Source organism: Citrobacter sp. wls717, assembly GCF_005280955.1.
GTDB classification, from domain to species: domain Bacteria; phylum Pseudomonadota; class Gammaproteobacteria; order Enterobacterales; family Enterobacteriaceae; genus Citrobacter; species Citrobacter werkmanii.
Window position 1 is genome coordinate 390,211 of record NZ_SZWW01000007.1, and the last position, 26,720, is coordinate 416,930.

The following is a 26,720-nucleotide window of genomic DNA, read 5'->3' on the forward strand; positions in this document are numbered from 1 at the left end:
CGATGAAACGACAAACAGGTTTGTTACTGGCAAGCGCGTTACTGCTGATGGCGCAACCGTCCTGGGCAACGGTCTGCCAAAATTCGAATGGCACACCAACGGATGTTTTTTACGATCTGTCGAATGTCTTTAACAGCAGCAACAACCAGCCGGGACAGGTGGTGACGTTGCCGGAAAAATCAGGCTGGATTGGCGTCAATGCCACCTGTCCGGCAGGGACGACGGTGGATTATACCTATCGAAGCTATGTCACTGAACTTCCGGTTCAAAGTACCGAGGGCGGTTTTCAGTACCTGAAACTCAATGACTACCTACTGGGGGCTATGAGCATCACCGACAGTTACGCCGGGTTGTTTTATCCCCCGCGTAACTATATCCGCATGGGGACTCACCCTAACGTGCCGAAGCAGCAACCTTTTGGCGTAATGGATTCAAAGCTGGTGTTTAAACTCAAAGTGATCCGCTCATTTATTAACATGGTGCCTATTCCCCGGCAGACGATGTTCAGAGTCTATGTCACCACCAGTACCGGAGATGCGCTGAGTACGCCGGTTTACACCATTAGCTACAGCGGTAAGGTGGAGGTTCCACAAAACTGCGAAGTGAACGCCGGACAGATTGTCGAGTTTGATTTTGGCGATATTGGCGCATCGCTGTTTAGCAAGGCGGGCGCGGGCAACAAGCCTGAAGGCATCAATCCGCAGACAAAAACGGTGGCCATAAAATGCACCAACGTTGCCGCTCAGGCCTACTTGACCATGCGGGTAGAAGCGGAGAAAGCCTCCGGGCAAATGATGGTTTCAAACAACCCGGATTTAGGTTTCATTGTTGCCGACAGCAGCGGTAATCCGCTAACGCCTAACAATCTGTCCAGCACTATTCCATTTCAACTGGACGACAACGCCGCGGCGAGTGTTGGGATCCGGACATGGCCGGTCAGCGTGACGGGTAATAAACCCACGGAAGGGCCTTTTACTGCCCGTGGCTATCTGCGAGTGGACTATGACTAATAAGCAAAAGCCCGGCGCATGGGCATTTCTGGCGATTATGCCGATGCTGGCATTCAGCGCGTTATGCCAGGCCGCCTCGTCGCTGGGAGAAATCAATATTGAACTGCGCGGTAACGTGGTGGATTTTACCTGCGCGGTGATTGCCAGCGACAGCAATAAGTCGGTTGATTTAGGCACCTGGCCGACAAAGCAGTTACAGACCAGCGGAGACACCACCCAACCGGTCTCGTTTACGCTGAAGCTTGAAGGCTGTCCGCCGGGATCCGCGTCGATAACGTTCTCCGGGACCCCGGCCCCAGGTACTACGCTACTGGCGCTCGATAACGCGCTTATGGCGCAAAAGGTGGCGATTGAGCTGCGCGATAGCGACCGGACGCGATTGCCGCTTGAGCAGGCCAGCCAGGCCGTCGGTATTGATGAGAATGGCAATGCCACGCTGACTTTTTTTGCCAACTATATCGCGCTGGCTGATGGGGTGCAGCCCGGGGTCGCCAGGGCCGATGCCACGTTTATGATTAACTATAACTAATCATTGCGCTGACAAAACACTCCCGAACGACATCTCGCCGGGAGTGTTGTTACATTAATTCATGCATTTTGGCGTAGTCGATCAGTTCAACGATGGTATGCAAACCGAGCTTGGAGTAGATATTAGCTTTGTGAGCGCTAATCGTTTTATTGCTGAGTAGCAATTGCTCAGCAATTTCCTTGTTGGATAGCCCGTTTGCCAGATAACGTAAAACCGTCACCTCGCGGTTAGAGAGCGGCATATCATTTAATACACCTTTTTGCACATTTACATTGTTAATAAAGTTCAGTGTATCCGAAGGGAAAAAAGAATATCCTGATAAAATCATTTTTACCGCATTGTAGATATCATTTAGATCCTTTCGTTTACTGACAAAACCATTTGCCCCGGCGCGAATAGCGCGCCCGGCATAAAAAGACTCAGATTTTGAAGACAGAAATAGCACCCGAGTATTCTCCTGCAATGATTTTATTCTCTTGAGTAATGTAAAGCCATCAGAGCCAGGCAGTTCAATATCCAGGATGACAAGATCGACAGGGTACGTGCGTAGATGTTCTATTGCCGCGCGGCTGTCATCGGTTTTCAGCACAACCTGAATATTACTGTTTTTTTCGAGGAGTACTTCTATCGACATTCTGACAATAGGGTGTTCGTCCATAATGATAACGGATGCTGGTTTCATTGTTGTATGCCTCAAACTGTTTGCGTATCTTGCGAATTTGATAAAACATCAGGCGTTATAATATTGTCAAATAGCCAAGAGTTGTTCTGAGGAGAACCGAATAAATACTATTTCGTCCTTGTTTATTCGGTTGTTCTTCTGCAGAACAATGAATTTGTGGAACATCCATTTCACACTGGAAAAACTAACAATTAATCAGGAAACAGTGAGGATTATACCTGCTCCGCTCTTTCGGAAAAGACTTACAACATCCCGATTGTTAATGGCAGTTAGGATGTTCTGAAAGATCCAGATGTGTTAATGACTATTGGCATTATTTATCTGCGGTTCGAATTATGGCAGATTGAAAATTTATTTTAAATAGTAAAAACGATACAATAAGCTAATTGTTTAGGTTTTGTTAAGTCAGCGGGAACACTATTTTCGAGCGATGTACGCAGAAACAGTAAGGTTAAGTGTGGAAGAGGTGGTATCTATAATACCAGGAATAGTTGTAAATATTAAATATTTGTGAAAATTGGATCAATTTTCTCATGCTAAAATAAGTAATTTCCTAAAAAATCTTACTGGACATAGGGTTATGGTGTTAAATTAAATGATGAGAGGTAACGTTTAGACGATGTATCAGATGCAAAAAGCGCTGCCGGTTTGGTAATCCCAGGCGGGTAATCAACTGGTTCAGGCGATAGATGATGCGGTGGTAGGGTTGTGTCTGTAACTGAGCAATCTTTTTTAAGGAGTTACCTTGTAAAAGTAAGGTCACCATCTCCCAATCGACCTGCTTTATGCGCCTCGAATGAATATAATTTAGCACCGGGGATAATAATGCCTGACGCATCTCTGGGAGGTGTAGACTGCGTGATAAGATATAAAAGGGGCCAGACAGTGATATAAAGGTTTTAAGATCTTCATCATGACTGGAAAGCAATATGAAGATTTGGATATCATTCCGCTGTTTAAGTAGTTGGCGCAGGCACTGAAGAATATCGAAGTAAGAGCTTGTTAAGCCTTCTATATCAACCACTAACTGACTAATGACCGACTTTTGCAGGCAGACCAGCGCCGATTCAATGGACCGGAAGATCGCGGTGCGCGTGCCTGAGAATAAATGGCGGCTCAGTGTATAGGCAAGATAATAGTCTCCTGTAATAATCGCCTGAGATATAGTATCGCCCGGTATGGTGTATTCGATTTTTTGCGCCAGATACTCGATTTGGTCGAATACTTGTGAGGTACAGTGGGGATATTGATGGGTACAGTTAGCGTTTCGTATACGGCGATGTCGTTCCCGGCGTTTTGCGCTGTGCATCCGTTTCCATTCCATTTCTGTTGCGGCAGGTCTGGATAAATTGCTGACAACAAACATCCCTGACCCAAATTTTTCCAGCGCGACGGTGAGTTCCCTTGTGCCGTTGGGTTTCAATGTCTTCAACAATCACCAGACTGGCAATTGAGTATCCCATCAGAATAATCTGCCGGAAGTTTTCTGATGTCTTACTCAATGCCCAAAAGATCGTTTTATCCAGTGCAACCTCTCTCTGGGATTAGTTAAAATATTACCGGGTGTGCCTTTCGGTTACCTCATGAATAGTATGACTGGATTATTCTGGCAGTCAGTTGCCAGGTACAGTAGGAGCCGATACTTAATTGATGGTGAGATATTTCTCAATAAAAAATTAGGCGGAGAGGTTCCACCTAATTTTGTAGAAAGTTCAGATGCGCCCGGATGTATCTTAAGAATTGCTGATCGTTTTTCACGTGCAGCTTTTTCATAATGCTGCGACGGGTTGCTTTGGCATGGATATCGCTGATTGAGAGCAGGTGAGCGGTTTCGGCTAACGTATATCCGCTGGCAAGAAACATTAAGAACTGGCGCTCTGCAATAGAAAAGTTGCGGGTGGTGCAGTAATGGCAGATAGTCGCCGGTACGCTGTTGCGTAACGCGCGTTTTTGCAAGATGAGGACTAATTTTTTGGTGATCTCGTCAACGTCATCTTCCCGATAGATCAGAGGCAACATGTACAGGCAGGGCCGGAACATCAGCTTATCTTTATCGTTTCTGTTGCAGATCACCACCCGGTGTTGGCGCCTGGTGTGAACCGGAACCTGATAGCATTCGGCGCTGAGCCAATCTTCATCCAGTGAGATAAACGCGATGTCGGCGCGATCGATCTCCTCGACAGGCAAAAAACTAATCTCCTGATGCCACTGACTTGCCAGATGGGAAATAATGATTTTCAGCCCGTGTTCGAAGTGACTATTTTCTTCCTTGATGGCGATACTTAACATTGAAGAGTTCCTGAACCGCTGGAAAGAGGGTAAGGGAATGTTAAGCAAAATCATAAATATTCTAAATACATGTATCCTTAAATCTGGCGCTATGCGGGCTGAGTTGTTACCAGGTGATTTCCTGGATACCCTTGAACGACCAGAAAAAATCAACATTCGTACACTTCACCAGCAACTGAAACAAAAGGCATTGACTCAGCAAGCGCTGACCGTATAATTCACGCGTTTCTCTGCATGAAGTTATCACTTCACAATGCGCCCTTAGCTCAGTTGGATAGAGCAACGGCCTTCTAAGCCGTAGGTCGTAGGTTCGAATCCTACAGGGCGTACCATTATATTTCAGTAACTTATCCGATTCATGCAAGCTCGTTATTTCCCCGGTGGGACATATTTGGGGCATCATCACTGAAAATCGAGTCAATTTGCTTCGCGTGTTCCGTTAAATGGTTCGGCGCAAGGTGAGCGTATTGGCGCACCATCTCGACGCTTTCCCACTCTCCCATTTCCTACAAAACAGAAAGCGGTACTCCTGACTGAATTAACCTGCTCGCCCAGGTATGACGGAGGTCGTGGAAGCTGAAATCCTCAATCCCTGCCCTGCGGCAAGCTGCATTCCATGCCCGCTGATCATCGACGCGCATCTTTCTGACGGTAGGTGTCTTTGACCCATCAGGACGGATGCCTTCTTTCGTATGACGCGTATGGTGCTCAGCAGTTCTACTTTCCAAACATTCTGAAGTACGATCCAGATCAGTTCAGTCTGCGAATGGAGAATGTTGCAGATATTCATGAGTTGATGAGTGAGCCAACAGGAAACCATACACTTAATGTGATCGGCTATGTTCCGGGCACTAACTTTGGCGGTGGTCAATTCTACTGGGACGCCAGTAAGCCAAAATCTCAGCATAACGGCATCACCATATTCAGCCCTACGGTTCCTAGGGATGGTTCGTATGCTGGTCTGTCTGCTTTCCTCGCTGGAACTGGGGTAAATGATTCAACAGCGTCGGTAAATGCGTGCATCAATAAATTTGGTATCGCCAGACCGATACGAATTAGCCCAGGGGCGCTTAAAATTAGCTTCCCAACTACCTATCAATACCACGACTTATTTAACGTCGCGCGTAAGACTGCGTTCGTCATTAATGCGAAGAACAACCTGACAATCTTTGCTGAAAACGATGTGAATATTAACACTGATGATGGAGGGGAAAGTGAACGTGTTTGCTTTGGTGTTATCGGGTGCAGTAATTTTTCATTTTCGGGACTTAACTCAATCAGACATGCACAAACTTTTCGACCGGGTCAGCAGACACAACTTTCAAGCCGCAGGAAGTTTGGTTCGGTTTCGCATGCGAGGGTTCAAGCTGATACATAGATGATATGGATATCTTGGCTTGCAGGGCATTCTGCATGGCAGACCCCGCTGGGGCTGGAGCTGTTAATAAAAATGATATAACTCTAAATAGAATCAGAACTGACTTGATAACAAACTACACTTTCATAACCAGATTCCTTGAAGGTATTGCCACACTTTCAAATAGCTTTATGAAAAGAACTGGTCGTACATGGTACATGTACGGTGAAGATTTTGCATGCGCTGATGGCACATGGCATGGTAAATCTATCAATAACCATTTTGTTGACACAATTAGCCTTCAGTCAAGAGTTGGTCCTTGGGGAGTTCGCAAAAGCATGACGATCACCGGCGACACAAAAAGCGGCGGTGGAATTTTTGTAGAAATTGGAGGGACATCAGGCTCAGTTGCATCTCAAAATGTCACAATTACTAACTGTGTGAGCGATGGAGAAATAAACGCTGATGGGACACAGTCAACGCACATACTAATTATTGGTGACGAAGGGGATTAAGCTACATCATTTAATTTAATTAGGATAATTAATAATACACTCAGGGGAGGAGGCTGGGCTATACAGGATTATAATGTTGGCCTTCTTGGGAAGAAAACAACTGGGCTGGTTATTAAAGATAACAATCTTGACAGGCCTGATCGCGTCACAATAACAAGCTCGGCATGGGGTGGAACTGTCTACAGGAATAACAAAACGCACATACAGTTCAGGAATCAAGGATGTATAATTGCAGGTCAATATCCCACGATTTCCGGAAATGACTTTGATAGCACATCTTTGCTGGCTGTTAATCTTGGTTATCGGATTGATAGAGCAAACGTAGAGAATAACAATTTCTCTAACAACCTTAGTAACCCAATATCCCGCGTAAGGGACTGGGATAACTTCGCTGCAATGACATACAGGAATAACAGATATATTGGATTAACTGGTGTTGGCGTATTCAGGGGGGGGGGGGGCAGACATCATCCAGTGCGGATGGAAACACGCTGATGCAACTGCTGGGCTGACAAGGAAACCAACAGATATCTACCCTGGAAAAGTGTCTCAAAGTATTGGCGATGTGGTTTATAATTCAAGTCCTATACCAGTCAACTTTGATTTCTGCTACGTGGCCGCATCAGGCACTACGTGGGGTAAAGTGACACTGGCTAACGCTTAACAAAAATGGCCTCCATCGGAGGCCATAAACATCACGCACCCAGGTCTAGTCTTCTTTCAATTGTGTGAATATTATATATTCCAAACTCAATTGATTTGACGTTATTCGCATCTATTGGATCGGTCCATTTAGTAGATATGCAAGTGTTATTTTCATATGTTGAATATATAGGTGTGTAAAAGTTTTTATTAACATTCTCACCATTATTCATATGGAAAATAAGATAATACCATTCGCCCAGTTGTAGTTTAGGTTGTAATTGATTTGATACGCAGGTATAGAAATATCTTTGGTTATAGTGAGAATCACTAACTAGTGCGTTTTTAAATTCGTACTTTATCGATTCCTTGTTTATTTCATTGTAAGCTGTTGTTTCAAATGATATCACAACGACACCATCAATATCATATATTGAGTATAAGTTGTTTGAAAAAATTGGCTTAGTTGATTTAACCATGTTACGATACATATCAACTTTATCTTTTGATACGTATTCTATGTTATCCAATCCATGGTGCATCAACATGTATCTGCCACCATCATAGCCATTTATATAATGTTGCGGAGTAATGATTTTAATTAACGGGTACGTCATTGAATTTACATATGACAAGGGGGATTGCCTGAGTTGTCCTATGATAACAAAATTATGAGATGTCGATAGGTTAAATGAATCCAGTGTGTTAATTATTCTTTCTGATGTTTCTTTTTGATATTCAACATCAGCCCTAACTGCGTTCACAGTGGCATTTATAAATCCCAAAAAATAAACTGCTAATATACATTGAGTTATTATCAATGTTTTGGTATTAATTTTGAAAATGATTGGTATTATGCAAACAAAGAAGAACAAGGCCCCCGCGCCAATGTAGATCCTTGGGAAGAATATTGGATTCATACCAAAAATTGCTATCCCTGGCACTGCAACAATCAATGCAAGTAATGCACCTACCAACCCAATTATGGAAATAAAATTCTTGCTTTTAATTATATATTTCAAAGCGCATAAAATTGCCAGTATAGTAATTGGTGTAATTGCAATTATCAGGCCATTACTGAACATTAGTTTTATATGATGTAATGATGCTAAGCAATTAGACATCAAATGCTGCATTCCATCAGAGTTTATTGGTATGGTTTTATTAAATGAATTGAAGTAATCATTTATTGTGAAAATCTTTAATATTATTTGTGAGTAGATTACATATGAAGCAATTAGTTGTATTAATCTTTTAATGCATTTCGTAGCTGATGTGGAAAAACTTCCATGTGTAGTATTTCTGAGAAGTTCAATACCAGCGAAAGCTATGAACACACTAACTGCAGCTTGATACAATCCAAATGAAATTACTAGGAAAATTGTAGATAAAATGAAATCAATATATTTATTTTTATTTACGCAGTAAGGTAAAACAGATGCCGTGACGGCTAAAACCATGAATGATGAATCATATCTAAATAAAAGATTTGAGACAAATAGTGGTGACATAATTAGCATGGAATATGCAATGCAAAATGCTACAGAGTCACCTGTTTTATATGTTATGGATAAAAGATTACCTGCATAAGAAAATGCAAACAAAGAAATAATTAACGCCAAAGGGAATGTGTCTGGCATGGTTTGATTGAACGTAAGTAACTGATAAAACAAATCAGCAAATACACGACCATCAGAAGACCATGTGTAGCCTGCGTAGGCTCTAAAAAGATCATCGTAGTAGTACGAAGTACCAAAAATTATTGGTAGTGTATATAGTAACGCTATTCCAAAAATTGCAAAAAAGTTGAAGTTACGCATTATTTCTTACCTTTAAGTATATATCTAGGTCTATTTTTTGATTCTATATATATCCTACCAACATATTCGCCTAGCACGCCAATGCCAATGAGTTGTACCCCACCAAGAAATAGAATAGAAACTAAAAGTGAAGGGTATCCTGGAACATTATTACCAAATACAATCTTGTCAATAATCATCCACGCGCCGTATATAAAAGATAATCCTGCGACAAGCAATCCTATATATGTCCACATTCTCAATGGGAATGTTGAAAAGCTAGTGATACCCTCAAGCGCCAGATTCCATAACTTCCATCCATTGAATTTGGAGTCACCGGCAATACGCTCAGCTCTTGCATACTCAACAACATCAATTTTCCCGCCAACCCATGACAATACGCCTTTCATGAAGAGATTGCGCTCAGGAAGCAATTTGATGTTTTCAACAACTTCGCGCGACATCAGGCGAAAATCACCCACGTTCTCTTCGATTTTTGGGTTGCTAATCTTGTTGTGCAGCCTATAGAACCACTCAGCCGATTTGCGCTTTAGCCTCCCATCGGTGGAGCGGTCTGTTCTTTTAGCAAGAACCATATCAGCGCCATGCTTCCACTTTTGAATGAGGCGGGGGATGACATCGATAGGGTCTTGCAGATCAACATCGATTGGAATGACCGCTTCCCCGGTAGCATTATCAAGCCCTGCAAATAGGGCTGGCTCTTTACCAAAGTTGCGGGTAAACGACAGAGGTACCACCAATTTATCAGACACAGCAAGCGCATTTATGATTGATTCTGTTGAATCGCTGCTTCCGTCGTTAATGAAGACTATCTCAACTTCGTGCTCTTTTAGACCTTCAAACTCGCGCACTGTTTTATAAAATATAGGTATCGTGGCCTCTTCATTAAAGACCGGAACGACTAAAGAAATTTTCATTTCGCATCCCTAAAGACAATGTATTTTGAATATATAAATCCGCATATCAGACTGATGGCAGAGAATACGATTAGCGTTATGATTGGTGCCATTCCTGATTTATCAGCAGCCCAGCCAACAATTGCGCTCAGTGCCCCCATGAATCCGACGTAGAGCATGTAGCGCATAGTTGTGGTTGATGTCTTGAAAGTGAATTTTGCATTAGCAAAGAAACTGAACGATACAGCGACAACGAATCCTGCAAAGTTACCGAGAGCCTGTCCCGTATGAAGTGCGTATATGCATATGGCGAACACTACCCAATGAATGAGTGTGTTGATAACACCTATTGATGTGTACCTGGCGAATAGCTTTAACATTATAAAAATCAGTGAATTCTTAGAGGCCGAGAGTTTAGCATCTGAAAGTAGAACGATCGACTAGTGATGTTGTTATGAGACAAAAGCGGGACACACAAAGCTTTGCATCGGTTTGCAAGGCTTTGCATGTTTTTTCGAAGATGGGACGTGTGATCGCAGTGTTGGCGGGGTATGTTATTGACTTAGAAGGTAGCTCCAGGAATTTCTAAGGCGTAAGTCGTAGGTTCGAATCCTACAGGGCGTACCATTTCACAGTAAGTCCAGTTCTTAGCTTCTGCGTACCGCTACGACTTTTCCTTCTCCAGCCATATTTCTACTTCATTAAGACTGCGTTGCACTTCCTCTCTGAGTGAAAAATCCGCAAACGGCTGTTGTTCCAGCGCTGCACACATCTTGCTGGTTGAGCGCATTCCCATGCTGGCACAACTGCTTTTGAGCTGATGCGCCAGGCGTTTTAGCTGCTCGTATTCGCCTTCTGCGCGTGCAGCGTCAATGTCATCTAATAAAGGCAGGGTATGTTGCTTAAAGAGTGCTAACCATTCATGTACTTTTTGTACTCCCATGGCCTGGATATCGTCGGCCAATTGTTGAGTGTCCAACCGTGCGCTTTCCCCCCCAGGGGGTTGCGAAATGGCTTCGTTATCGCGCAGATAATGGGTAATCAGCCGACTGAGTTCATCCCGGGGGACCGGTTTTTGAATAATGCCGAGAAACAAGGCGCTGGTTCTTTGGCTAAGCGTTTCGTCGATAACGTGCGCGCTAAAGCCAATCAGGTTAAGCCCTGGATACGCGCGGATTAACTGTTGTGCCAGCGTGATACCGTCGATATCCGGCAGATCGAAATCAACCAGGGCAGCGTCATAACGAGCATCTTTCTGCAATATTTTTAGCGCATTAGCAGCGCTGTCGGCAGCGGTGACCTGCGCACCATTGAGAGTGAGCATTTCCGTGCTGATGTGCTGCGTGAGAGGATTATCCTCAATAAGTAATAAACGCAAACCTTGTAACGATACCCTGTGTTGGATGGATTCAACCATGGGCATTGCGGCCGCGCGTAATGGTAAACGCAGTCGAAAACAGCTCCCGACACCGGGTGTACTGGTAACGCTCAATTCTCCCTGCATCGCCTGAGCCAGACTTGCGCTGATGGTGAGTCCCAGCCCGGTTCCTCCACGTTTGCCGCTGACTTGTACAAACGGCTGAAAAATATCGCGCTGACGGGAGGGGTCAATCCCACATCCGGTATCTTCAACCTCGATATACCAGTCTTTGTTTTCACGCCGGCTACGCAGGATGATGTGTCCATGATCGGTAAAGCGTAGTGCGTTGTTTAATAAGTTAGTAATAATTTGTCGGATGCGCCGCGGATCGCCGCGTAGGGCCATGGGTACGTCATCGGCAAATTCCGCTACCAACTCGACGGGGCGACCCGCGACACGGCCATGCATTAGCTGAAGCGAACTTTCCAGCAAGGGTTTGTGTTCAAAAGGTTCATCGCCGATCGCTACATTTTTACCACCAGCTTCGATGGCGGAATAGTCCAGAATATCGTTAAGGATGGTCAGTAGAGACTCGCCCGAGTCGGTGATGGCGCGTAAATTGTCCCGATGCTGCGCCAGTGCGGGATTGTCTGAGAGCAATTGCGCGGTGCCAAGGATCCCATACAGCGGAGTGCGTATTTCATGGCTCATGGCGGCAAGAAACGCCGATTTCGCCTGGTTGGCTTTTTCGGCCTCAGCGCGTGCTTGTCGGTGTTCATATACCAGAGAACGAAGCTCTGCGGTGCGAGCTTTAACCTGAGCAGCCAGATGCTCACGATGGCTATTGAGCGTATGAACGCTGGTACGAAAGGCATCCATCAAACGACCAATGGTATCCAGTTCGCGAACACCCGCGGTTTCCGGGAAGGGGGAATCAATATCGCCTTCCAGAAGGCGCTGTAACGCCTGCGTCTGCTGTGCCAGCGGACGGGTGACTGAGCGATAAACCACACGCCAAAGAATGAGAATCAACAGGCATAATGAGACGCCGCTCAACAGCAACAACAGGTTTTGCCCGCGCTGGCTGGCTTGTTTGAGATGCGCCAGTCCGGTCTGGTTGCGTTGGCCGATGATGTCCACCAACTGACTGACTTCGCTACTGAAACGGGTGAATTGCTCGATATTGTTCTGCGATAAGATCTGTAACCGGGTGGTGATGTCATTATCCTGACGATACAGGGCCAGCAGATCAACATAACGGCCAATCGTATCGACGGTATTGGCAACCTGAGCGCGTACCACCGGATCCTCAATACGAATTTGTCGGCGGTGAAGCACTCTGACGGCGGCATTGAGCTGGGTTTCCAGCGCCGCCAGGTTATTCTGCGCCTGGTTATTCCCCAGATTCATCACCCTTTGCTGCACCCGTAACGCGCTCAGACGCAGTTCGTTCATCTGATTATAATATTCCAGATCGATATCAATGAGCCTGTCCAGCGCTTGTTCAGCGGCCTGGCCCTGACGGCCCTCGATCAGATCATAAATACTTGCCTGAGTAGCGCCCGCAGACGTGGCGGCATTATTGGCCTGTCCGCGCGCCATTTCGGCTACGTCTGTGGTGGCCTCAACAATTTGCTGGCTGAGTTGCTGTTGTTGATCGCGTAGCTTCAAACGCTCGCCAACCATCTCCCCCTGATGGCTTAACGACTGGGCGATCTCTTTTTCCTGTTGTTCAATGGCCGAGGTGTCAAAGCCCTGCTCGCGAAGGGTTTTCAGTAATGCAGTTATTTTCAGGCTTTGGGCGGTTAACATCCGTCCCTGAGCCAGCCACATATTTTCATTATCTGCGGTAGTCAGATTCTGCGCGGCAAACAGTTCCCAGGCGCTGGCTTCGCTGAGCTGGCGCGCCATATCCATGGTCGGGATAAGCGCCTGAGTATTGGCCTGCTCAACCTGGCTGACAAAACGCAGGTTATACCAGCCTACCAGCGTGCTGATGAGGGTCAGTGCCGCCATCAGCGCAAAGCCAATCCACAGTCGTTTGGTCAGAGATAAATTCACTGTCTGGTCGCCACAGATTAAAAAGGTTGAGTCCAAAAGAGGAAAGCAACTAGGATAAAGCCTTATCAATGATGAGGCTATCATGCGCGTATTGCTTTTCCTGCTGATCACACTTTTTCCCGGTCTGGGTCACGCGACCGAGTCCCTATTGCTGCGCTGGCAGGGTACGCAGCAGGCTGTCCCGCAATCGCAACTGACCGTGACGGCAAACAAGGCATGGAAACTGTGCGCGTTGTATCCCAGTCTGAAGGATTCCTATTGGCTTTCAGTCAATTACGGCATGCTTGAGGCCGCAAGAAAATATGGGGTAAGCCTGAAGGTGTTTGAAGCGGGAGGGTATCGCCAGTTTAGCACGCAAAAATCGCAAATCGCCCAGTGTCAGCAATGGGGCGCGGATGCCATTTTGTTAGGCAGTAGCACGACAACTTTTCCGGATTTGCAGGCGCAGGTGGGCACGCTGCCGGTTATTGAGGTGGTGAATGCGATACATGACGCGACGGTCAAAGCCCGGGTTGGGGTGCCGTGGTTCCAGATGGGGTATCAGCCAGGTCGCTATCTGGTTAAATGGAGCGGTAGCAGGCCACTAAAAGTTTTATTATTGCCAGGCCCTGACGACGCGGGCGGCAGCCGCGAAATGGTGGATGGATTCCGCCAGGCGATTGCCGGTAGTCAGGTACAGATTGTGGATATGGCGTTGGGTGATAATGATATTGAAATACAGCGTAACCTGCTGCAGGAGATGCTTGAGCGTCACCCGGATGCCGATGTGGTTGCCGGTACGGCAATTGCGGCAGAAGCGGCGATGGGGGAGAGACGTAATCAGGGAACGCCATTGACCGTGGTCTCTTTTTATTTGTCGCATCAGGTTTATCGCGGGCTTAAACGCGAAAGAATTATTATGGCTGCCAGCGATCAAATGGTCTGGCAAGGAGAACTGGCGATTCAGCAGGCTATCAGGGTGTTGCAAGGACAGTCGGTGCCGGAAAATATCAGTCCGCCGATCCTCGTGCTTACGTCGAAAAATGCGGACAGCCGGCATGTTCAGCGCTCACTGTCACCCGGCGGATTTCGCCCTGTTTATCTGTATCAGTACACATCGGCTGCTAAAAAATAGCCTTCCCCGTGCTGTGTCACCAGCAAATCGGCCCGCAGCTTGTGGCGCAAACGGCGGATCAGAACGTCCACAGTGCGTAAGTCTGGATTATCTACCCGTCGTGCGGAAAGCATGCGTAATAAGCGTTCCCGACTGAGAATCTCCCCCGGATTAGTGACAAAGGCGACCAGCATTTCATATTCGGCGCGGGTGAGTTTGATGGCTTCATCGCCAAGCTCCAGGGTATGGCGGGAGACATTCAGACAATATCCGGCAAACTGATAGCAGTTGTCTTTGGTCTCCGGCTGCGTCTGGCGGGCAAGATCGATCCGCCAGAGCAAATTTTTCACCCGAACCACCAGTTCACGTAGCTCCAGCGGTTTGGTGACATAATCATCAGCGCCCATTTCCAGGCCCACAATACGATCAATTTGGTCGCTGCGACCCGTCACCAGAATGATGCCCACCGTTGAGCGTTCGCGCAGGGCGCGCGTCAGCATTAAGCCATTTTCGTCCGGGAGATTGATGTCTAACAGAATCAAATCGACAGGGTGTAGCGACATGATTTCACGCAGACCGGCTCCGCTGGCGGTGACTGAGACGTGATAACCTTCCTGTTCGAAGTAAGCCTGTAACCGCGCCTGGGTAACCGGCTCATCTTCAACAATGACAATGTGATGCGACATCCTGGTTGCTGTCTCTTTCTGTTCATATCTGTTCACATTGTGCCGTAAGCCATTCATCCTGACCAGTGTTGCTGTTCACATTTGGGAAATAAGATCCTCTGTAACTAAACCATATAATTACAGGGGCTATTATGCGGAAACTATGGAGGGCGCTGCTCAGACCGAGCGCACGTTGGTCAGTGTTGGCGCTGGTCGTTATCGGAATTGTGGTCGGCATCGCGCTGATCGTCTTACCGCACGTTGGCATTAAATTAACCAGTTCAACCGAGTTTTGCGTGAGTTGCCACAGCATGCAGCCGGTTTATGAAGAATATAAACAGTCGGTGCATTTTCAGAATGCCTCCGGGGTACGCGCAGAGTGTCACGATTGCCACATTCCATCAGATATCCCTGGTATGGTGAAACGTAAGCTGGAGGCCAGCAACGATATCTACCAGACCTTTGTTGCCCACTCTATTGATACGCCTGAGAAATTCGAAGCCAAGCGCGCCGAGCTGGCGGAGCGCGAATGGGCGCGAATGAAAGAGAACAACTCCGCAACCTGTCGTTCCTGTCATAACTATGACGCGATGGATCACGCTAAACAGCATCCTGAAGCCGCGCGCCAGATGAAAATTGCGGCGAAGGATAACCAGTCCTGTATCGACTGTCATAAAGGCATTGCGCACCAACTTCCCGACATGAGCAGCGGTTTCCGCAAGCAGTTTGATGCGCTTCGCGCCAGTGCGAATGATGATGGCGATACGCTCTACTCCCTTGACATCAAACCTCTGTATGCCGCGAAAGGTGATAAAGAGCCCGCTGGTTCACTGCTGCCCGCCTCTGAAGTCAAAGTGTTAAAGCGTGACGGCGACTGGCTGCAAATTGAGATTGTGGGCTGGACCGAAAGTAACGGACGTCAGCGCGTGTTGGCGCAACTGCCGGGTAAGCGCATTTTTGTGGCTTCTATTCGCGGTGATATCCAGCAGCACGTGAAAACGCTGGAACAAACCACCGTCGCGGAAACGAATACGCCGTGGAGTAAGTTGCAAGCCACCGCCTGGATGCACAAGGGCGATATGGTTAACGACATCAAGCCGATTTGGGCCTATGCCGACTCACTCTATAACGGAACCTGTAACCAGTGCCACGGCGCCCCAGAGAAAGAACACTTTGACGCCAACGGCTGGATTGGCACGTTGAACGGCATGATTGGGTTTACCAGTCTGGATAAACGCGAAGAACGTACCTTGCTGAAATATCTGCAGATGAATGCCTCTGACACCACGGACAAGCCACATAGCGCTACGGGAGAAAGCAATGAAAAATAACGATCTCTTTCAGGCATCTCGCCGACGTTTCCTGCTGCAATTGGGCGGTTTGACCGTAGCCGGTATGGTAGGCCCCTCTCTACTCACACCGCGTAGCGCCAGTGCCGCCGAGGTACAGGGAACAGGTGTTAAAGAGGGGATTTTGACCGGTTCTCACTGGGGAGCAATCCGTGCCACCGTGGTTGATGGGCGTTTTATCGAGGCGAAGCCGTTTGAGCGTGATAAGTACCCGTCCAAAATGATCGCCGGACTGCCGGATCATGTACACGGTGGCGCGCGTATCCGTTATCCGATGGTGCGCGTTGACTGGTTACGTAAACGACACCAGAGCGATACCACACAACGCGGCGATAACCGCTTTGTGCGCGTTTCCTGGGATGAAGCGCTGGACTTCTTCTATCAGGAGCTGGAGCGCATTCAGAAGACCTATGGTCCAAGCGCGCTGCTTACGGCCAGCGGCTGGCAATCAACCGGCATGTTCCATAACGCTTCCGGTATGCTGGCGCGCGCCATTGCGCTGCATGGCAACAGCGTGGGTACCGGGGGAGACTATTCCACCGGCGCCGCTCAAGTGATCCTGCCGCGGGTGGTGGGTTCAATGGAGGTGTATGAGCAACAAACCTCCTGGCCATTGGTGTTGAAGAACAGCAAAACCATTGTGCTGTGGGGCTCCGATCTGATCAAAAACCAGCAGGCGAACTGGTGGTGTCCGGATCATGATGTCTATGAATACTACGAGCAGTTGAAGGAAAAAGTGGCGCGTGGCGAGATCTCTGTCATCAGTATTGACCCGGTCGTCACCTCGACTCATGACTATCTGGGTCGTGATAAAGTTAAACACATTGCCGTAAATCCGCAGGCTGATGTGCCGCTACAGTTGGCGTTGGCGCACACGCTCTATACCGAGAAGCTCTATGACCCGCATTTTCTCGATAACTACTGCGTGGGGTTTGAACAGTTTCTGCCTTATCTGCTGGGAGAAAGTGACGGACAGCCTAAAGATGCCCTGTGGGCGGAAAAGATATGTGGGATCGATGCCGACACGATTCGTGAACTGGCACGGCAGATGGCAGGGGGGAGAACGCAAATTATTGCCGGCTGGTGCGTCCAGCGCATGCAGCATGGGGAGCAATGGGCGTGGATGATTGTGGTGCTGGCTTCAATGCTCGGACAAATCGGTTTACCCGGCGGGGGCTTTGGTTTTGGCTGGCACTATAACGGCGCGGGTACGCCAGGCCGTAAGGGTGTAATTCTGAGTGGTTTTTCTGGCTCCACCACCGTTCCTCCGATACATGACAGCACCGATTATAAGGGCTATAGCAGCACCATCCCTATTGCACGTTTTATTGATGCGATACTGGAGCCGGGCAAGCAAATTAACTGGAACGGTAAAACGGTGAAATTGCCGCCGTTGAAGATGTGCGTTTTCGCCGGGACCAATCCTTTTCATCGCCACCAGCAGATCAACCGCATTATTGAGGGCTGGCGGAAGCTGGAAACCGTTATCGCTATTGATAATCAGTGGACCTCGACCTGTCGCTTCGCCGACATTGTATTGCCTGCGACGACGCAATTTGAACGTAACGATCTCGACCAGTATGGCAACCACTCCAACCGCGGCATTATCGCCATGAAACAGCTGGTACAGCCGCAATTTGAAGCGCGTAATGATTTCGATATTTTCCGCGATCTATGCCGCCGCTTTAATCGTGAAGAGGCCTTCACCGAAGGATTGGATGAGATGGGGTGGTTGAAGCGGATCTGGCAGGAAGGAAGCCAGCAGGGGAAAGGGCGCGGCGTTCATCTCCCGGCATTTGACGTCTTCTGGAATCAGCAGGAGTACGTCGAGTTCGAGCATCCGCAGATGTTTGTTCGACATCAGGCATTCCGCGAAGATCCCGATCTTGAGCCGCTGGGGACACCAAGCGGTTTGATCGAAATTTTCTCGAAAACTATTGCCGATATGCAGTATGACGACTGCCAGGGGCATCCGATGTGGTTTGAGAAAATCGAACGATCACACGGCGGGCCGGGGTCGCAGCGTTGGCCGCTGCATCTGCAATCCGTCCACCCGGACTTCCGTCTGCATTCGCAGCTTTGTGAATCTGAAGCGCTACGTAAGCATTATGCGGTAAGTGGCAAAGAACCGGTGTTTATCAACCCGCAGGATGCCAGTGCAAGAGGGATTCGCAATGGTGATATCGTCCGTGTATTTAATGCGCGTGGACAAGTGCTCGCCGGGGCAGTTGTCTCCGATCTCTACTCGCCAGGCGTCGTGCGTATTCATGAAGGCGCCTGGTACGATCCGGAGAACGGCGGAGAAATCGGGGCACTGTGCAAATACGGCAACCCGAACGTGTTAACGATAGATATCGGCACGTCTCAATTGGCACAAGCCACCAGTGCCCATACTGCGCTGGTGGAAATCGAGAAATATACCGGCAAGCTGGCGAATGTGACGGCATTCAGCGGCCCGATAAAAATGGTGGCACAGTGCGAATATGTTCCGGCAGAGCAGGGGAGGCCATAATGAAAGACTCTTCTCTGACACCAGAGCAGGTGGCCTGCGTTTACGCGTGGCTGGCGCAGTTGTTTTCCCGTGAGCGCGATGACGAAAGCCTGGAACAGTTGCATTCCAGCGAAATGGCGGGGTGGTTTGCGTTGCTAAAAAGTGAGCCATCGCTTGAGGCGGAAGTACTTCTGCTGGAGGAAAAAATTGCGGCGCTTAAGATGCGTGAAGACGTCACTCTGGAACTGGCAGCTGATTTTTGCAGTCTGTTTCTGATGTCGGACAAACACGCGGCGTTACCCTATGCGTCGGCTCATCTCGAAGGGGGATCGAACTACGGCGTCATTAAACAACTGTTATCTGATGCGGGGATGCAGGTCAGCAATACGTTTAGCGAGTCAGCCGATCACCTGGCGATTTTCGTCGAGCTGCTGAGTCATCTGCATTTTTCACTGGCTGAAGCTGGCTTGCGTCATCAGCAAATTGACGCGCTGCGCAGAGAAACGCTGGCGGGGTTGTTACGCTGGTTACCGGAATTCACCGCTAAATGCTGTCGCTATGATGATTTTGGGTTTTATGGTGCGCTGAGCCAGCTGTTGCTGGCATTGGTCAGGCTGGATAATCAGCACTGAGTGCTGACCTTAGTCGGAAAAAAACGGGAGTAAATTTACTCCCGTTTTTATTATGTTAGCCAGTGTCACCGTACAACCAGCACCGGACATTTCGCATGGCGGACTACGGCAGAAGCCGTTGAACCCAGCAGGTAGGTGCTAAAACCAGGCTTATGCGAGGCGATGACGATAAGTTCGGCGTCAACCGCTTCCGCCAGTTTGAGGATCTGATCCTTCGGTGGGCCGTAAACGACGTGGATTTGACTCCTGCCAGCAGGAATGTTGAATTGCTTAACAATCTCTTCGAGTTTTTCGCTGGCCTTGGCCTGCAGACCACTGCGATCCGGGAATTCGCTTGAGTAGGCCAGCCCCAGCGAGGCATAGAACGGAACGGTAGGAATAACGGCCAGAAAATGGACCTTGGCGGTTTTGGCATGCGCCTGAACCTGCGGCACAACATGGCGGGTTAAATCGGCTTCAGAGATATCAATGGGCACCAGAATTGAGCGATACATATTCACTACCTCCTGTTTGTTTACCTCTATCCTGAGTGTACCCAAGGTTGTCTCTGTATAATAAGTGACCAGATCAAGGTTACGTGCATAATTGTCGTCAATGATAAACGGGGAACGTAAGTTCCCGTTTTCTAATGCAGATGTGGGCCACGTTTTACCGCCTTTAGTTCGCCAGCACGATGACATCCCCCGTTGCCGGGGCTTTTGTTCCCGGTAGCCACAACCGTCCCCACGAACCGGTACAATGACAGCCGAGCAGTTTTTCCGGTTGCTGCTGCTTAATAAATTGCCGCGTCCGCCACAGTTTAGCGGGAGAGGCGGCGCGTAAATGGAACCCACCGATGAGGGCGTGAATTTTGCGAATGCCGGTGATGTTCTGGCAATGGCGGACGATATTTTCTATTCCCCGGTGCCCGCAACCGGTAATGATCACCAGCCCACGGTCAGATTTATAGATCAATACGCCTTCATCGCTGATGTAATCCGGCTGAGGTGTTTTCTCGCGAATAACACCGTAGGCCTGCGGTGTGGATACGCTAATTTCCCCGGACCACAAAAAACGATCGCTAATCGCCAACGGTTCGCGGGTGTATTCCATATTCAGACGAGAGTAGTCGTTATCGCGGGAGAGTTTTTTAATTTGTCGCGGCTTTCCCGCAAGCGTTATCGACGCGTAACGCTCACAGGCTATTTGAGGATGGCAAATAATACGGCTGTTATCGGCAAGCCAGGGGACGCCGCCACAATGATCGTAATGACCGTGTGACAGCACCACGGCGGTTAATTGCGTCAGGTCGATCCCCATTTGCGCGGCGTTTAGAATGAAGCTGTCATCCGGCCCGGTATCAAACAGTATGGTGCTGGTTTCATCCTGAATTAACAGACTTAATCCGGGTTTTGCCCGTAATGATTTATCTGCGCCAGCAGCGCGCCGGTTTTCAAGCAACACCGTGAGGGTTAAAGCCATGCCTGACTCCAGTATTAAAACGGCATACTTTAACGCACAGCTTTTGAGAGCGCTGTGATCGCAGCGCCCTTTGGCGTTATCCGTTATTGCGTACTGTTTGCCTGCGCACGATGTTTTTGGGCCTGCTGCTCATGGGCATAGGAATGAGCATTATTTGTCGACTGATGTACTACCATCGCTTTTTCATGTTCATTCATTTGCGAAAATGATTGTGCATGGGGTGACGTTTCGGCTGCATTAACGCCTGCTGAGATAAAAAATGCGATAGCTAAAAAAGAGGACATCTTATTCATCATATTTCTCCTGTGTGGGTTTACGGAAGAAATTATAATTAGCGAGGGCTGTCAGTGACGTGACAGGAATATGACGGTTGTGTCAGAGAACAGGAAACACTTAACCGTCATCAGCAGAGATTAAATTGCATGCCGGGGCAGCGTCAGAATAAAGCGGGTGGCATGTGAATCAGATGTCACTGCAACTTTTCCCTGATGGGCAATGACTATCGATTTCACGATCGCAAGGCCAATGCCGCTGCCTTCTCCCTTACGTTGCCGGGAAGGATCTACCCGATAGAAGCGGTCAAAGAGTCGCGGAAGATGTTGTGGAGGAATTGGCGGGCCGGGGTTTTCAACGACTATCTGCACCTGTTCATCGGCCTCTTTCACCCGCACGGTCACTGACTCGCCTTTTGGCGTGTAACGCATGGCATTTGAAAGCAGATTACTCATTGCCCGGCGTAACATTAACGGATCGCCCGATACCCAACATTCGCGCCCCTCAAAGCGTAAACCAACCTCACGCTCTTCTGCCCAGGCTTCGAAAAAGTCGAACACTTTACTGACCTCATCAGCCAGATTGAGCGCGGTCTTTTCCGGGATCAGTTGATTATTATCCGCTTGCGCCAGAAACAGCATGTCACTCACCATCTTCGACATCCGGCCAAATTCTTCGAGATTGGAATACAGCACGTCCTCCAGCTCTTTTTGGCTGCGGATCTGGCTTAGCGCAATTTCCGTTTGCGTGACCAGGTTGGTAATTGGGGTGCGGATCTCATGGGCAATATCTGCCGAGAAGTTCGACTGACGTTTAAAAACATCCTCGATGCGTTCGATCATGTGATTAAACGAACTGACCAACTGTTCCAGTTCAATAGGCACGGTTTGCGGATCAAGGCGTACGTCGAGATCTTTCGAGGTGATATTTTGGATGCGGCGACTGACATTACGGATCGGTTCATGACCTTTATAAACGGCGAACAGCACGATAAAAACAATCATCATGCTAATCAGTGATGCCGTCATAATCAGCTTGTTTTTCAGGTCATTAATATAGTGCAGATGAAAATCGATCGATAATGCCAGGTACAGCGTATATGCCGGTTTTCCATCGGCAAGCTGGCCTACAGGCAAACGAATCATGCGCCAGTTTGATGATGTCATCTGATCGTGCGTATGTTTGGGCGTTTGCAGCATGGGGCCGGATATAATAAAGACATCGCGGGCTTGGGCATTTTTATCCGGCCTTGCACTGGCGATAAATTGCCGGAGATCCGGGGCGTCAGGTGAATGAAAAATAGCCTTCTGATTGCTATCTTCCAGAGAAATAATGACGTTCGAGTAACCTGCCACGACGTTTTTTAGCGTTTCCAGTCGGCGTGGTTCAGATTCGTTCGGTTGATTAAGAATACGCTCCAGCGTGGCGCTGATCTCTTGTAAATCATTGATGTCCTGCTCGGCGAAATGTACTTTCACTGAGTGGATCATTATCCATGCGAAGGCGAAAAATGAAGCGATAGTCGCCAGACTGATGAAAAAGGTCAGTCGCGTCGCCAGGGAAAAAGGGCGTTGCCATCGTTTACTGGCCATCAGGAACCTCAAGCATATATCCCACGCCGCGCACGGTCTGAATCAGTTTCGGCTCAAAGTCATTATCGATTTTGGCGCGCAGACGCTTAACGGCGACATCGATGGCGTTGGTATCGCTGTCAAAATTCATATCCCAGACCTGAGAGGCAATCAGCGAGCGGGGTAAAACTTCTCCCTGGTGGCGCAGGAAAAACTCAAGCAGCGTAAACTCTTTGCTGGTCAGGGTGATGCGCGCCCCGCTGCGGGTGACTTTTCTACTCACCAGATCAACCATTAAATCTGCGACCTGAAACTGGCTTTCAACAATTACCGCCGCGCCCCGGCGTAATAGCGTTCTGACCCGCGCCAACAGTTCGGCAAAGGCAAACGGTTTGACCAGGTAATCGTCAGCGCCTAATTCCAGACCTTTAACCCGATGTTCAATGGTACCCAGCGCAGTGAGGAGAAGAATGGGCATGCCTTTATTGACGCTACGCAGCATGCGTACGATATCCCAGCCGTTTACATCCGGCAGCATGATGTCGAGGATGAGCAGATCGTAATCGCCGGTCATCGCCAGGTGGTACCCGTTCAGGCCGTTATCCGCCAAATCCACGACAAAACCTGCTTCCGTCAGGCCTTTCGTCAGGTATTCACCGGTTTTTTTCTCATCTTCGACTATTAAAATCTTCATCGCATTCTCCTTCTCGCACTGCTTGTGCGGACTTTCAATTCTAGGGAAGCGGGATCGGATAGCAATCGGTTATTGGGAAAATGACAGTTTTGTCATTTTCCTGTCACCGGTTAAACAGAGTCACTTCGTTAAAGTACAACCCTATAAATTCCTACATATTTTAGGGTCATCAGTCCGGTCAGGACGTGAAGAACTATGAGCAAATTTAAGCTTCTTACCCTCAGCGCTATATTCGTTCTCGCCGGTTGTTCATTAGCGCCGGACTATCAGCGCCCGGCTTTGCCGGTGCCACAGCAATTCTCCTTAAGCCAGAATGCGCTGGTGTCAGCCTCTGGGAATTATCAGGACACCGGTTGGCGGACCTTCTTCGTTGACGACCAGGTTAAGATGCTGATTGGTGAGGCGCTGGCCAATAACCGCGATTTGCGTATGGCTGTGCTGAAGGTTCAGGAGGCGCGAGCGCAATATGGCGTCACGGACGCTGACCGCTATCCGCAAATTACGGCAGGATCCAGCGGTACCTACAGCGGTAAATTAAAAGGCGACAGCAGCACCGATCGCCAATTCGAGGCCGGACTGAATCTCAGTTTCGATTTGGATTTTTTTGGTCGGCTGAAAAATATGAGTGAAGCCGATCGACAGAATTTCTTTGCCAGCGAAGAGGCGCGTCGGGCGATACATATCTCATTAATCTCTAACGTGTCGCAAAGTTATTTCAATCAGCGTCTGGCTTATGCACAACTGCAAATTGCCGAAGAAACGCTGCAAAACTATCAGCGTTCCTACGCCTTTGTTGAAAAACAACTGGTCACCGGTAGCACTAATGTACTGGCGCTGGAACAGGCGCGGGGCGTGATTGAAAGTACGCGCAGCGAAATCGCGAAGCGTAAAGGTGAACTGGCGCAGGCCAACAACGCGCTGCAACTGTTGCTGGGTACCTACGGAAAATTACCCGACGATAGGGCGCGCAGTCGCGGAGATATTAAACCGGTTACGCTGCCGCCATCACTCTCGTCGCAAATACTGTTACAGCGTCCGGATATTATGGAAGCTGAGCACGGATTAATGGCGGCGAATGCCAATATCGGTGCCGCGCGGGCGGCATTTTTCCCGTCGATTACTCTGACCAGCTCCGTGTCCAGTAGCAGCAGCGATCTCTCCAGCTTGTTTAATGCTGCCAGCGGCATGTGGAATTTTGTCCCCAAAATAGATATTCCAATTTTTAACGCCGGACGTAATCAGTCCAATCTTGATCTGGCTGAAATTCGCCAACAGCAGTCGGTGGTGAATTACGAACAAAAAATTCAGGGCGCATTTAAAGAGGTGGCCGATGCGCTGGCGTTGCGTCAAAGCATTGCCGATCAAATTAGCGGCCAGCAGCGCTACCTGACGTCATTGCAAATCACCCTACAACGTGCCAGAGCGCTGTATCAGAATGGCGCGGTTAGCTATATCGAAGTTCTGGACGCCGAACGTTCTTTATTTGCCACGCAGCAATCGCTGCTCGATCTTAATTACGCCCAGCAGGTTAATGAAATTAAGCTGTTTGCTGCCTTAGGCGGCGGTTGGGTGGAGTAAACCTTAATATTAACTTTTCAGGAGCATCAACTATGAATACTACCGCCAAAGCCGTGCTGTTAAGCCTTTTCTCTGTGGTCATATTTAACGCTCAGGCCAATGAGCATCAACATGGCGAGATGATGAGTATGCAGCCGGCGGCTCAACAGGAACAACGCATTAGCGCGACTGGAGTGATTGAAGCTGTTGATATGGAAAGTAAAAAAGTCACGATTAAACATGATCCTATTCCGGCGGTGAACTGGCCGGCGATGACGATGCGTTTTACGCTGGTGGCCGACACCAGGGCTGACGATATTAAACCGGGCGATAAGGTCGCGTTTACGTTTGTTCAACAGGGAAATCTCTCTGTGTTACGCGATATTCACATCAGTAAATAACGTTCTCGCTGGTCTCTTTAATTCTTGCCCGGGTTCTTGCGAGCGCGGGTGAGATTATCGCGCAATGGAAATCATTATGGCGTCTTTAAATATTAAAAATACCGCGCTTATTCTCGCTGGCATGATTGCAGGTGGGATTATTTCTGTCGGTGTTTATACTTATTATTCATCCGCAAAAGTATCGACCGAAACCGGACAGGCTTCGCCAAAAGAAGCCAGAAAAGTTCTGTTCTGGTATGACCCCATGTATCCGAATACGCGTTTTGACAAGCCGGGCAAATCGCCGTTCATGGATATGGATTTAATCCCGAAATATGCCGATGAAGAGACCGCAAGCGCGTCAGCACCTGGCGTGCGCATCGATCCCACTCAGACCCAGAATCTGGGGCTAAAAACGGAACCCGTGCGTCGGGGACCACTGCACTATGCGCAAACTTTCCCGGCTAACGTGAGCTATAACGAATACCAGTTTGTTATTGTCCAGGCACGCTCCGCTGGCTTTATCGAGAAGGTTTACCCGCTCACTGTGGGTGACAAAATCAAGAAGGGTTCTCCGCTCATTGACCTGACGATTCCTGACTGGGTTGAGGCGCAGAGCGAATATTTGCTGCTGCGCGAGACCGGCGGCAGCGCGACGCAGGTGGAAGGGATTCTGGAGCGATTACGCCTTGCCGGTATGCCGGAAGCGGATATCCAGCGTTTAAAGTCGACGCGTAAAATTCAGACCCGCTTTACCCTGAAAGCCCCCATTGATGGGGTGATCACCGCATTCGATTTGCGTACCGGCATGAATATTTCTAAAGACAATGTGGTCGCGAAAATTCAGGGAATGGATCCGGTATGGGTCAGCGCGTCGGTCCCGGAATCTATTGCCTGGCTGATTAAAGATGCCTCGCAATTTCGCATCACTGTTCCTGCCTGGCCGGATAAGCCATTCACCATCAGTAAGTGGAGTATTTTGCCAAGCGTTGATGCTACCACGCGTACCCTCCAGCTGCGTTTGCAGGTTGATAACCCCGACGAAGCGCTCAAGCCTGGAATGAATGCTTACCTGCAATTGAAAACGCAAAGCGAGCCGATGCTGCTGATCCCGTCTAAAGCGTTAATTGATACGGGTACCGAACAGCGGGTGATTACCGTTGATCATGAAGGTCGATTTGTGCCGAAGCAGGTTGCTGTATTCCATGAATCTCAGGGGCTGACGGCTATTCGCTCAGGCCTGGCCGAAGGTGAAAAAGTGGTGTCCAGCGGCCTGTTCCTGATTGACTCCGAGGCGAATATTTCTGGCGCCCTTGACCGTATGCGCGCCCAGCACAGTGGTGCGCAAGACGCAGGCGCGATGCCAGCCCAGGCGACCCATTCACATTGAGGA

General features: G+C 48.6%; 24 protein-coding genes, 1 tRNA gene and 2 pseudogenes. 13 read left to right on the top strand and 14 right to left on the bottom strand.

Going from position 1 to position 26,720, the window contains the following annotated elements; translation table 11 throughout:
- The first annotated feature begins 2 nt into the window (after positions 1-2).
- Together fimH and sfmF are read left to right on the top strand one after the other, a co-directional pair.
- Complete coding sequence (gene fimH / locus FDX09_RS06570; protein WP_038638504.1) at positions 3-1,010, top strand: type 1 fimbria D-mannose specific adhesin FimH; 1,008 nt, start codon at positions 3-5, stop codon at positions 1,008-1,010.
- Positions 1,003-1,539, top strand: a complete 537-nt coding sequence (gene sfmF / locus FDX09_RS06575; protein ID WP_121528712.1) for a fimbria assembly protein — start codon at positions 1,003-1,005, stop codon at positions 1,537-1,539. The genes fimH and sfmF overlap by 8 nt, the downstream gene beginning before the upstream one ends.
- 49 nt (positions 1,540-1,588) lie before the next feature.
- On the opposite strand, the gene fimZ is transcribed toward sfmF, so the two are convergent.
- The 3 genes from fimZ to fimW form a co-directional block, all read right to left on the bottom strand.
- Positions 1,589-2,221 (bottom strand): fimbria biosynthesis transcriptional regulator FimZ, encoded by a 633-nt coding sequence (fimZ, locus tag FDX09_RS06580; protein ID WP_038638509.1) that lies wholly within the window; start codon positions 2,219-2,221, stop codon positions 1,589-1,591.
- Positions 2,222-2,807: 586 nt separating this feature from the next.
- Complete coding sequence (locus tag FDX09_RS06585; RefSeq protein WP_121529996.1) at positions 2,808-3,530, bottom strand: fimbriae Y protein; 723 nt, start codon at positions 3,528-3,530, stop codon at positions 2,808-2,810.
- A 386-nt stretch (positions 3,531-3,916) separates the two neighbouring features.
- Positions 3,917-4,510: a fimbria biosynthesis transcriptional regulator FimW gene (gene fimW / locus FDX09_RS06590; protein ID WP_085047585.1), complete on the bottom strand. Its 594-nt coding sequence runs from the start codon at positions 4,508-4,510 to the stop codon at positions 3,917-3,919.
- Between the two features lie 37 nt (positions 4,511-4,547).
- Here fimW and FDX09_RS06595 point away from each other — a divergent pair, with 37 nt between their 5' ends.
- Both FDX09_RS06595 and FDX09_RS06600 read left to right on the top strand, forming a co-directional pair.
- Positions 4,548-4,727, top strand: a complete 180-nt coding sequence (locus FDX09_RS06595; protein WP_069324008.1) for a hypothetical protein — start codon at positions 4,548-4,550, stop codon at positions 4,725-4,727.
- Positions 4,728-4,765: 38 nt separating this feature from the next.
- Positions 4,766-4,842 (top strand) — tRNA-Arg (locus FDX09_RS06600).
- 24 nt (positions 4,843-4,866) lie between these two features.
- On the opposite strand, the pseudogene FDX09_RS06605 reads toward FDX09_RS06600, so the two are convergent.
- Positions 4,867-5,205, bottom strand: a pseudogene (locus FDX09_RS06605) (tyrosine-type recombinase/integrase); the annotation flags it as partial.
- Between FDX09_RS06605 and FDX09_RS06610 the strand changes: the two are divergent.
- Together FDX09_RS06610 and FDX09_RS06615 are read left to right on the top strand one after the other, a co-directional pair.
- Positions 5,202-5,270, top strand: a pseudogene (locus tag FDX09_RS06610) (phage tailspike protein); the annotation flags it as partial. The pseudogenes FDX09_RS06605 and FDX09_RS06610 sit on opposite strands and share 4 nt — an antisense overlap.
- Before the next feature lie 653 nt (positions 5,271-5,923).
- Positions 5,924-6,382 (top strand): hypothetical protein, encoded by a 459-nt coding sequence (locus FDX09_RS06615; protein ID WP_121528713.1) that lies wholly within the window; start codon positions 5,924-5,926, stop codon positions 6,380-6,382.
- A 695-nt stretch (positions 6,383-7,077) separates the two neighbouring features.
- Here the strand turns inward: FDX09_RS06615 and FDX09_RS06620 are convergent.
- The 4 genes from FDX09_RS06620 to torS form a co-directional block, all read right to left on the bottom strand.
- Positions 7,078-8,844: a glucosyltransferase domain-containing protein gene (locus FDX09_RS06620; protein WP_137346949.1), complete on the bottom strand. Its 1,767-nt coding sequence runs from the start codon at positions 8,842-8,844 to the stop codon at positions 7,078-7,080.
- Positions 8,844-9,761, bottom strand: a complete 918-nt coding sequence (locus FDX09_RS06625) for a glycosyltransferase family 2 protein (protein ID WP_121528715.1) — start codon at positions 9,759-9,761, stop codon at positions 8,844-8,846. Before FDX09_RS06625 ends, FDX09_RS06620 begins: the two co-directional genes overlap by 1 nt.
- Positions 9,758-10,120: a GtrA family protein gene (locus tag FDX09_RS06630; RefSeq protein ID WP_121528716.1), complete on the bottom strand. Its 363-nt coding sequence runs from the start codon at positions 10,118-10,120 to the stop codon at positions 9,758-9,760. The genes FDX09_RS06625 and FDX09_RS06630 overlap by 4 nt, the downstream gene beginning before the upstream one ends.
- A 284-nt stretch (positions 10,121-10,404) precedes the next feature.
- Positions 10,405-13,161 (bottom strand): TMAO reductase system sensor histidine kinase/response regulator TorS, encoded by a 2,757-nt coding sequence (torS, locus tag FDX09_RS06635; RefSeq protein WP_212733569.1) that lies wholly within the window; start codon positions 13,159-13,161, stop codon positions 10,405-10,407.
- 82 nt (positions 13,162-13,243) lie between these two features.
- On the opposite strand from torS, the gene torT reads away from it, so the two are divergent.
- The gene (gene torT / locus FDX09_RS06640; RefSeq protein WP_137346950.1) at positions 13,244-14,275 is read left to right on the top strand and encodes a TMAO reductase system periplasmic protein TorT; all 1,032 of its coding nucleotides are present in this window, start codon (positions 13,244-13,246) and stop codon (positions 14,273-14,275) included.
- On the opposite strand, the gene torR is transcribed toward torT, so the two are convergent.
- A complete protein-coding gene (gene torR / locus FDX09_RS06645) occupies positions 14,248-14,940 on the bottom strand; it encodes a two-component system response regulator TorR (protein ID WP_087857091.1) in 693 nt (230 codons plus the stop codon). The two genes, torT and torR, sit on opposite strands and share 28 nt — an antisense overlap.
- A gap of 131 nt (positions 14,941-15,071) precedes the next feature.
- Between torR and torC the strand changes: the two genes are divergently transcribed.
- The 3 genes from torC to torD are packed head-to-tail and all read left to right on the top strand — an operon-like array spanning position 15,072 to position 19,391.
- A complete protein-coding gene (torC, locus tag FDX09_RS06650; protein WP_042309930.1) occupies positions 15,072-16,250 on the top strand; it encodes a pentaheme c-type cytochrome TorC in 1,179 nt (392 codons plus the stop codon).
- A complete protein-coding gene (torA, locus tag FDX09_RS06655; RefSeq protein WP_137346951.1) occupies positions 16,240-18,780 on the top strand; it encodes a trimethylamine-N-oxide reductase TorA in 2,541 nt (846 codons plus the stop codon). The genes torC and torA overlap by 11 nt, the downstream gene beginning before the upstream one ends.
- Entirely contained in the window at positions 18,777-19,391 is a 615-nt protein-coding gene (torD, locus tag FDX09_RS06660; protein WP_137347012.1) for a molecular chaperone TorD, read from the top strand. The genes torA and torD overlap by 4 nt, the downstream gene beginning before the upstream one ends.
- Before the next feature lie 65 nt (positions 19,392-19,456).
- Here torD and uspF read toward each other — a convergent pair whose 3' ends face one another.
- The 5 genes from uspF to cusR all read right to left on the bottom strand — a co-directional run bounded on the left by uspF (position 19,457) and on the right by cusR (position 23,390).
- Positions 19,457-19,885, bottom strand: a complete 429-nt coding sequence (gene uspF / locus FDX09_RS06665; RefSeq protein WP_038638520.1) for a universal stress protein UspF — start codon at positions 19,883-19,885, stop codon at positions 19,457-19,459.
- A 163-nt stretch (positions 19,886-20,048) separates the two neighbouring features.
- Entirely contained in the window at positions 20,049-20,852 is an 804-nt protein-coding gene (locus FDX09_RS06670) for an MBL fold metallo-hydrolase (RefSeq protein ID WP_085047580.1), read from the bottom strand.
- Between the two features lie 83 nt (positions 20,853-20,935).
- Positions 20,936-21,145 carry a hypothetical protein gene (locus FDX09_RS06675; protein ID WP_069323104.1) on the bottom strand — a complete coding sequence of 70 codons (210 nt, stop codon included), beginning with the start codon at positions 21,143-21,145 and terminating at the stop codon, positions 20,936-20,938.
- A 120-nt stretch (positions 21,146-21,265) separates the two neighbouring features.
- Entirely contained in the window at positions 21,266-22,717 is a 1,452-nt protein-coding gene (locus FDX09_RS06680; protein ID WP_137346952.1) for a Cu(+)/Ag(+) sensor histidine kinase, read from the bottom strand.
- A complete protein-coding gene (gene cusR, locus FDX09_RS06685; RefSeq protein WP_137346953.1) occupies positions 22,707-23,390 on the bottom strand; it encodes a copper response regulator transcription factor CusR in 684 nt (227 codons plus the stop codon). The genes FDX09_RS06680 and cusR overlap by 11 nt, the downstream gene beginning before the upstream one ends.
- 195 nt (positions 23,391-23,585) lie before the next feature.
- Here cusR and FDX09_RS06690 point away from each other — a divergent pair, with 195 nt between their 5' ends.
- The 3 genes from FDX09_RS06690 to FDX09_RS06700 all read left to right on the top strand — a co-directional run bounded on the left by FDX09_RS06690 (position 23,586) and on the right by FDX09_RS06700 (position 26,717).
- A complete protein-coding gene (locus tag FDX09_RS06690) occupies positions 23,586-24,968 on the top strand; it encodes an efflux transporter outer membrane subunit (RefSeq protein WP_137346954.1) in 1,383 nt (460 codons plus the stop codon).
- Between the two features lie 32 nt (positions 24,969-25,000).
- On the top strand, positions 25,001-25,348 hold the full coding sequence (gene cusF / locus FDX09_RS06695; protein WP_069323108.1) for a cation efflux system protein CusF: 348 nt from the start codon (positions 25,001-25,003) through the stop codon (positions 25,346-25,348).
- A gap of 76 nt (positions 25,349-25,424) precedes the next feature.
- A complete protein-coding gene (locus FDX09_RS06700; protein ID WP_085047576.1) occupies positions 25,425-26,717 on the top strand; it encodes an efflux RND transporter periplasmic adaptor subunit in 1,293 nt (430 codons plus the stop codon).
- Positions 26,718-26,720 lie beyond the last annotated feature (3 nt).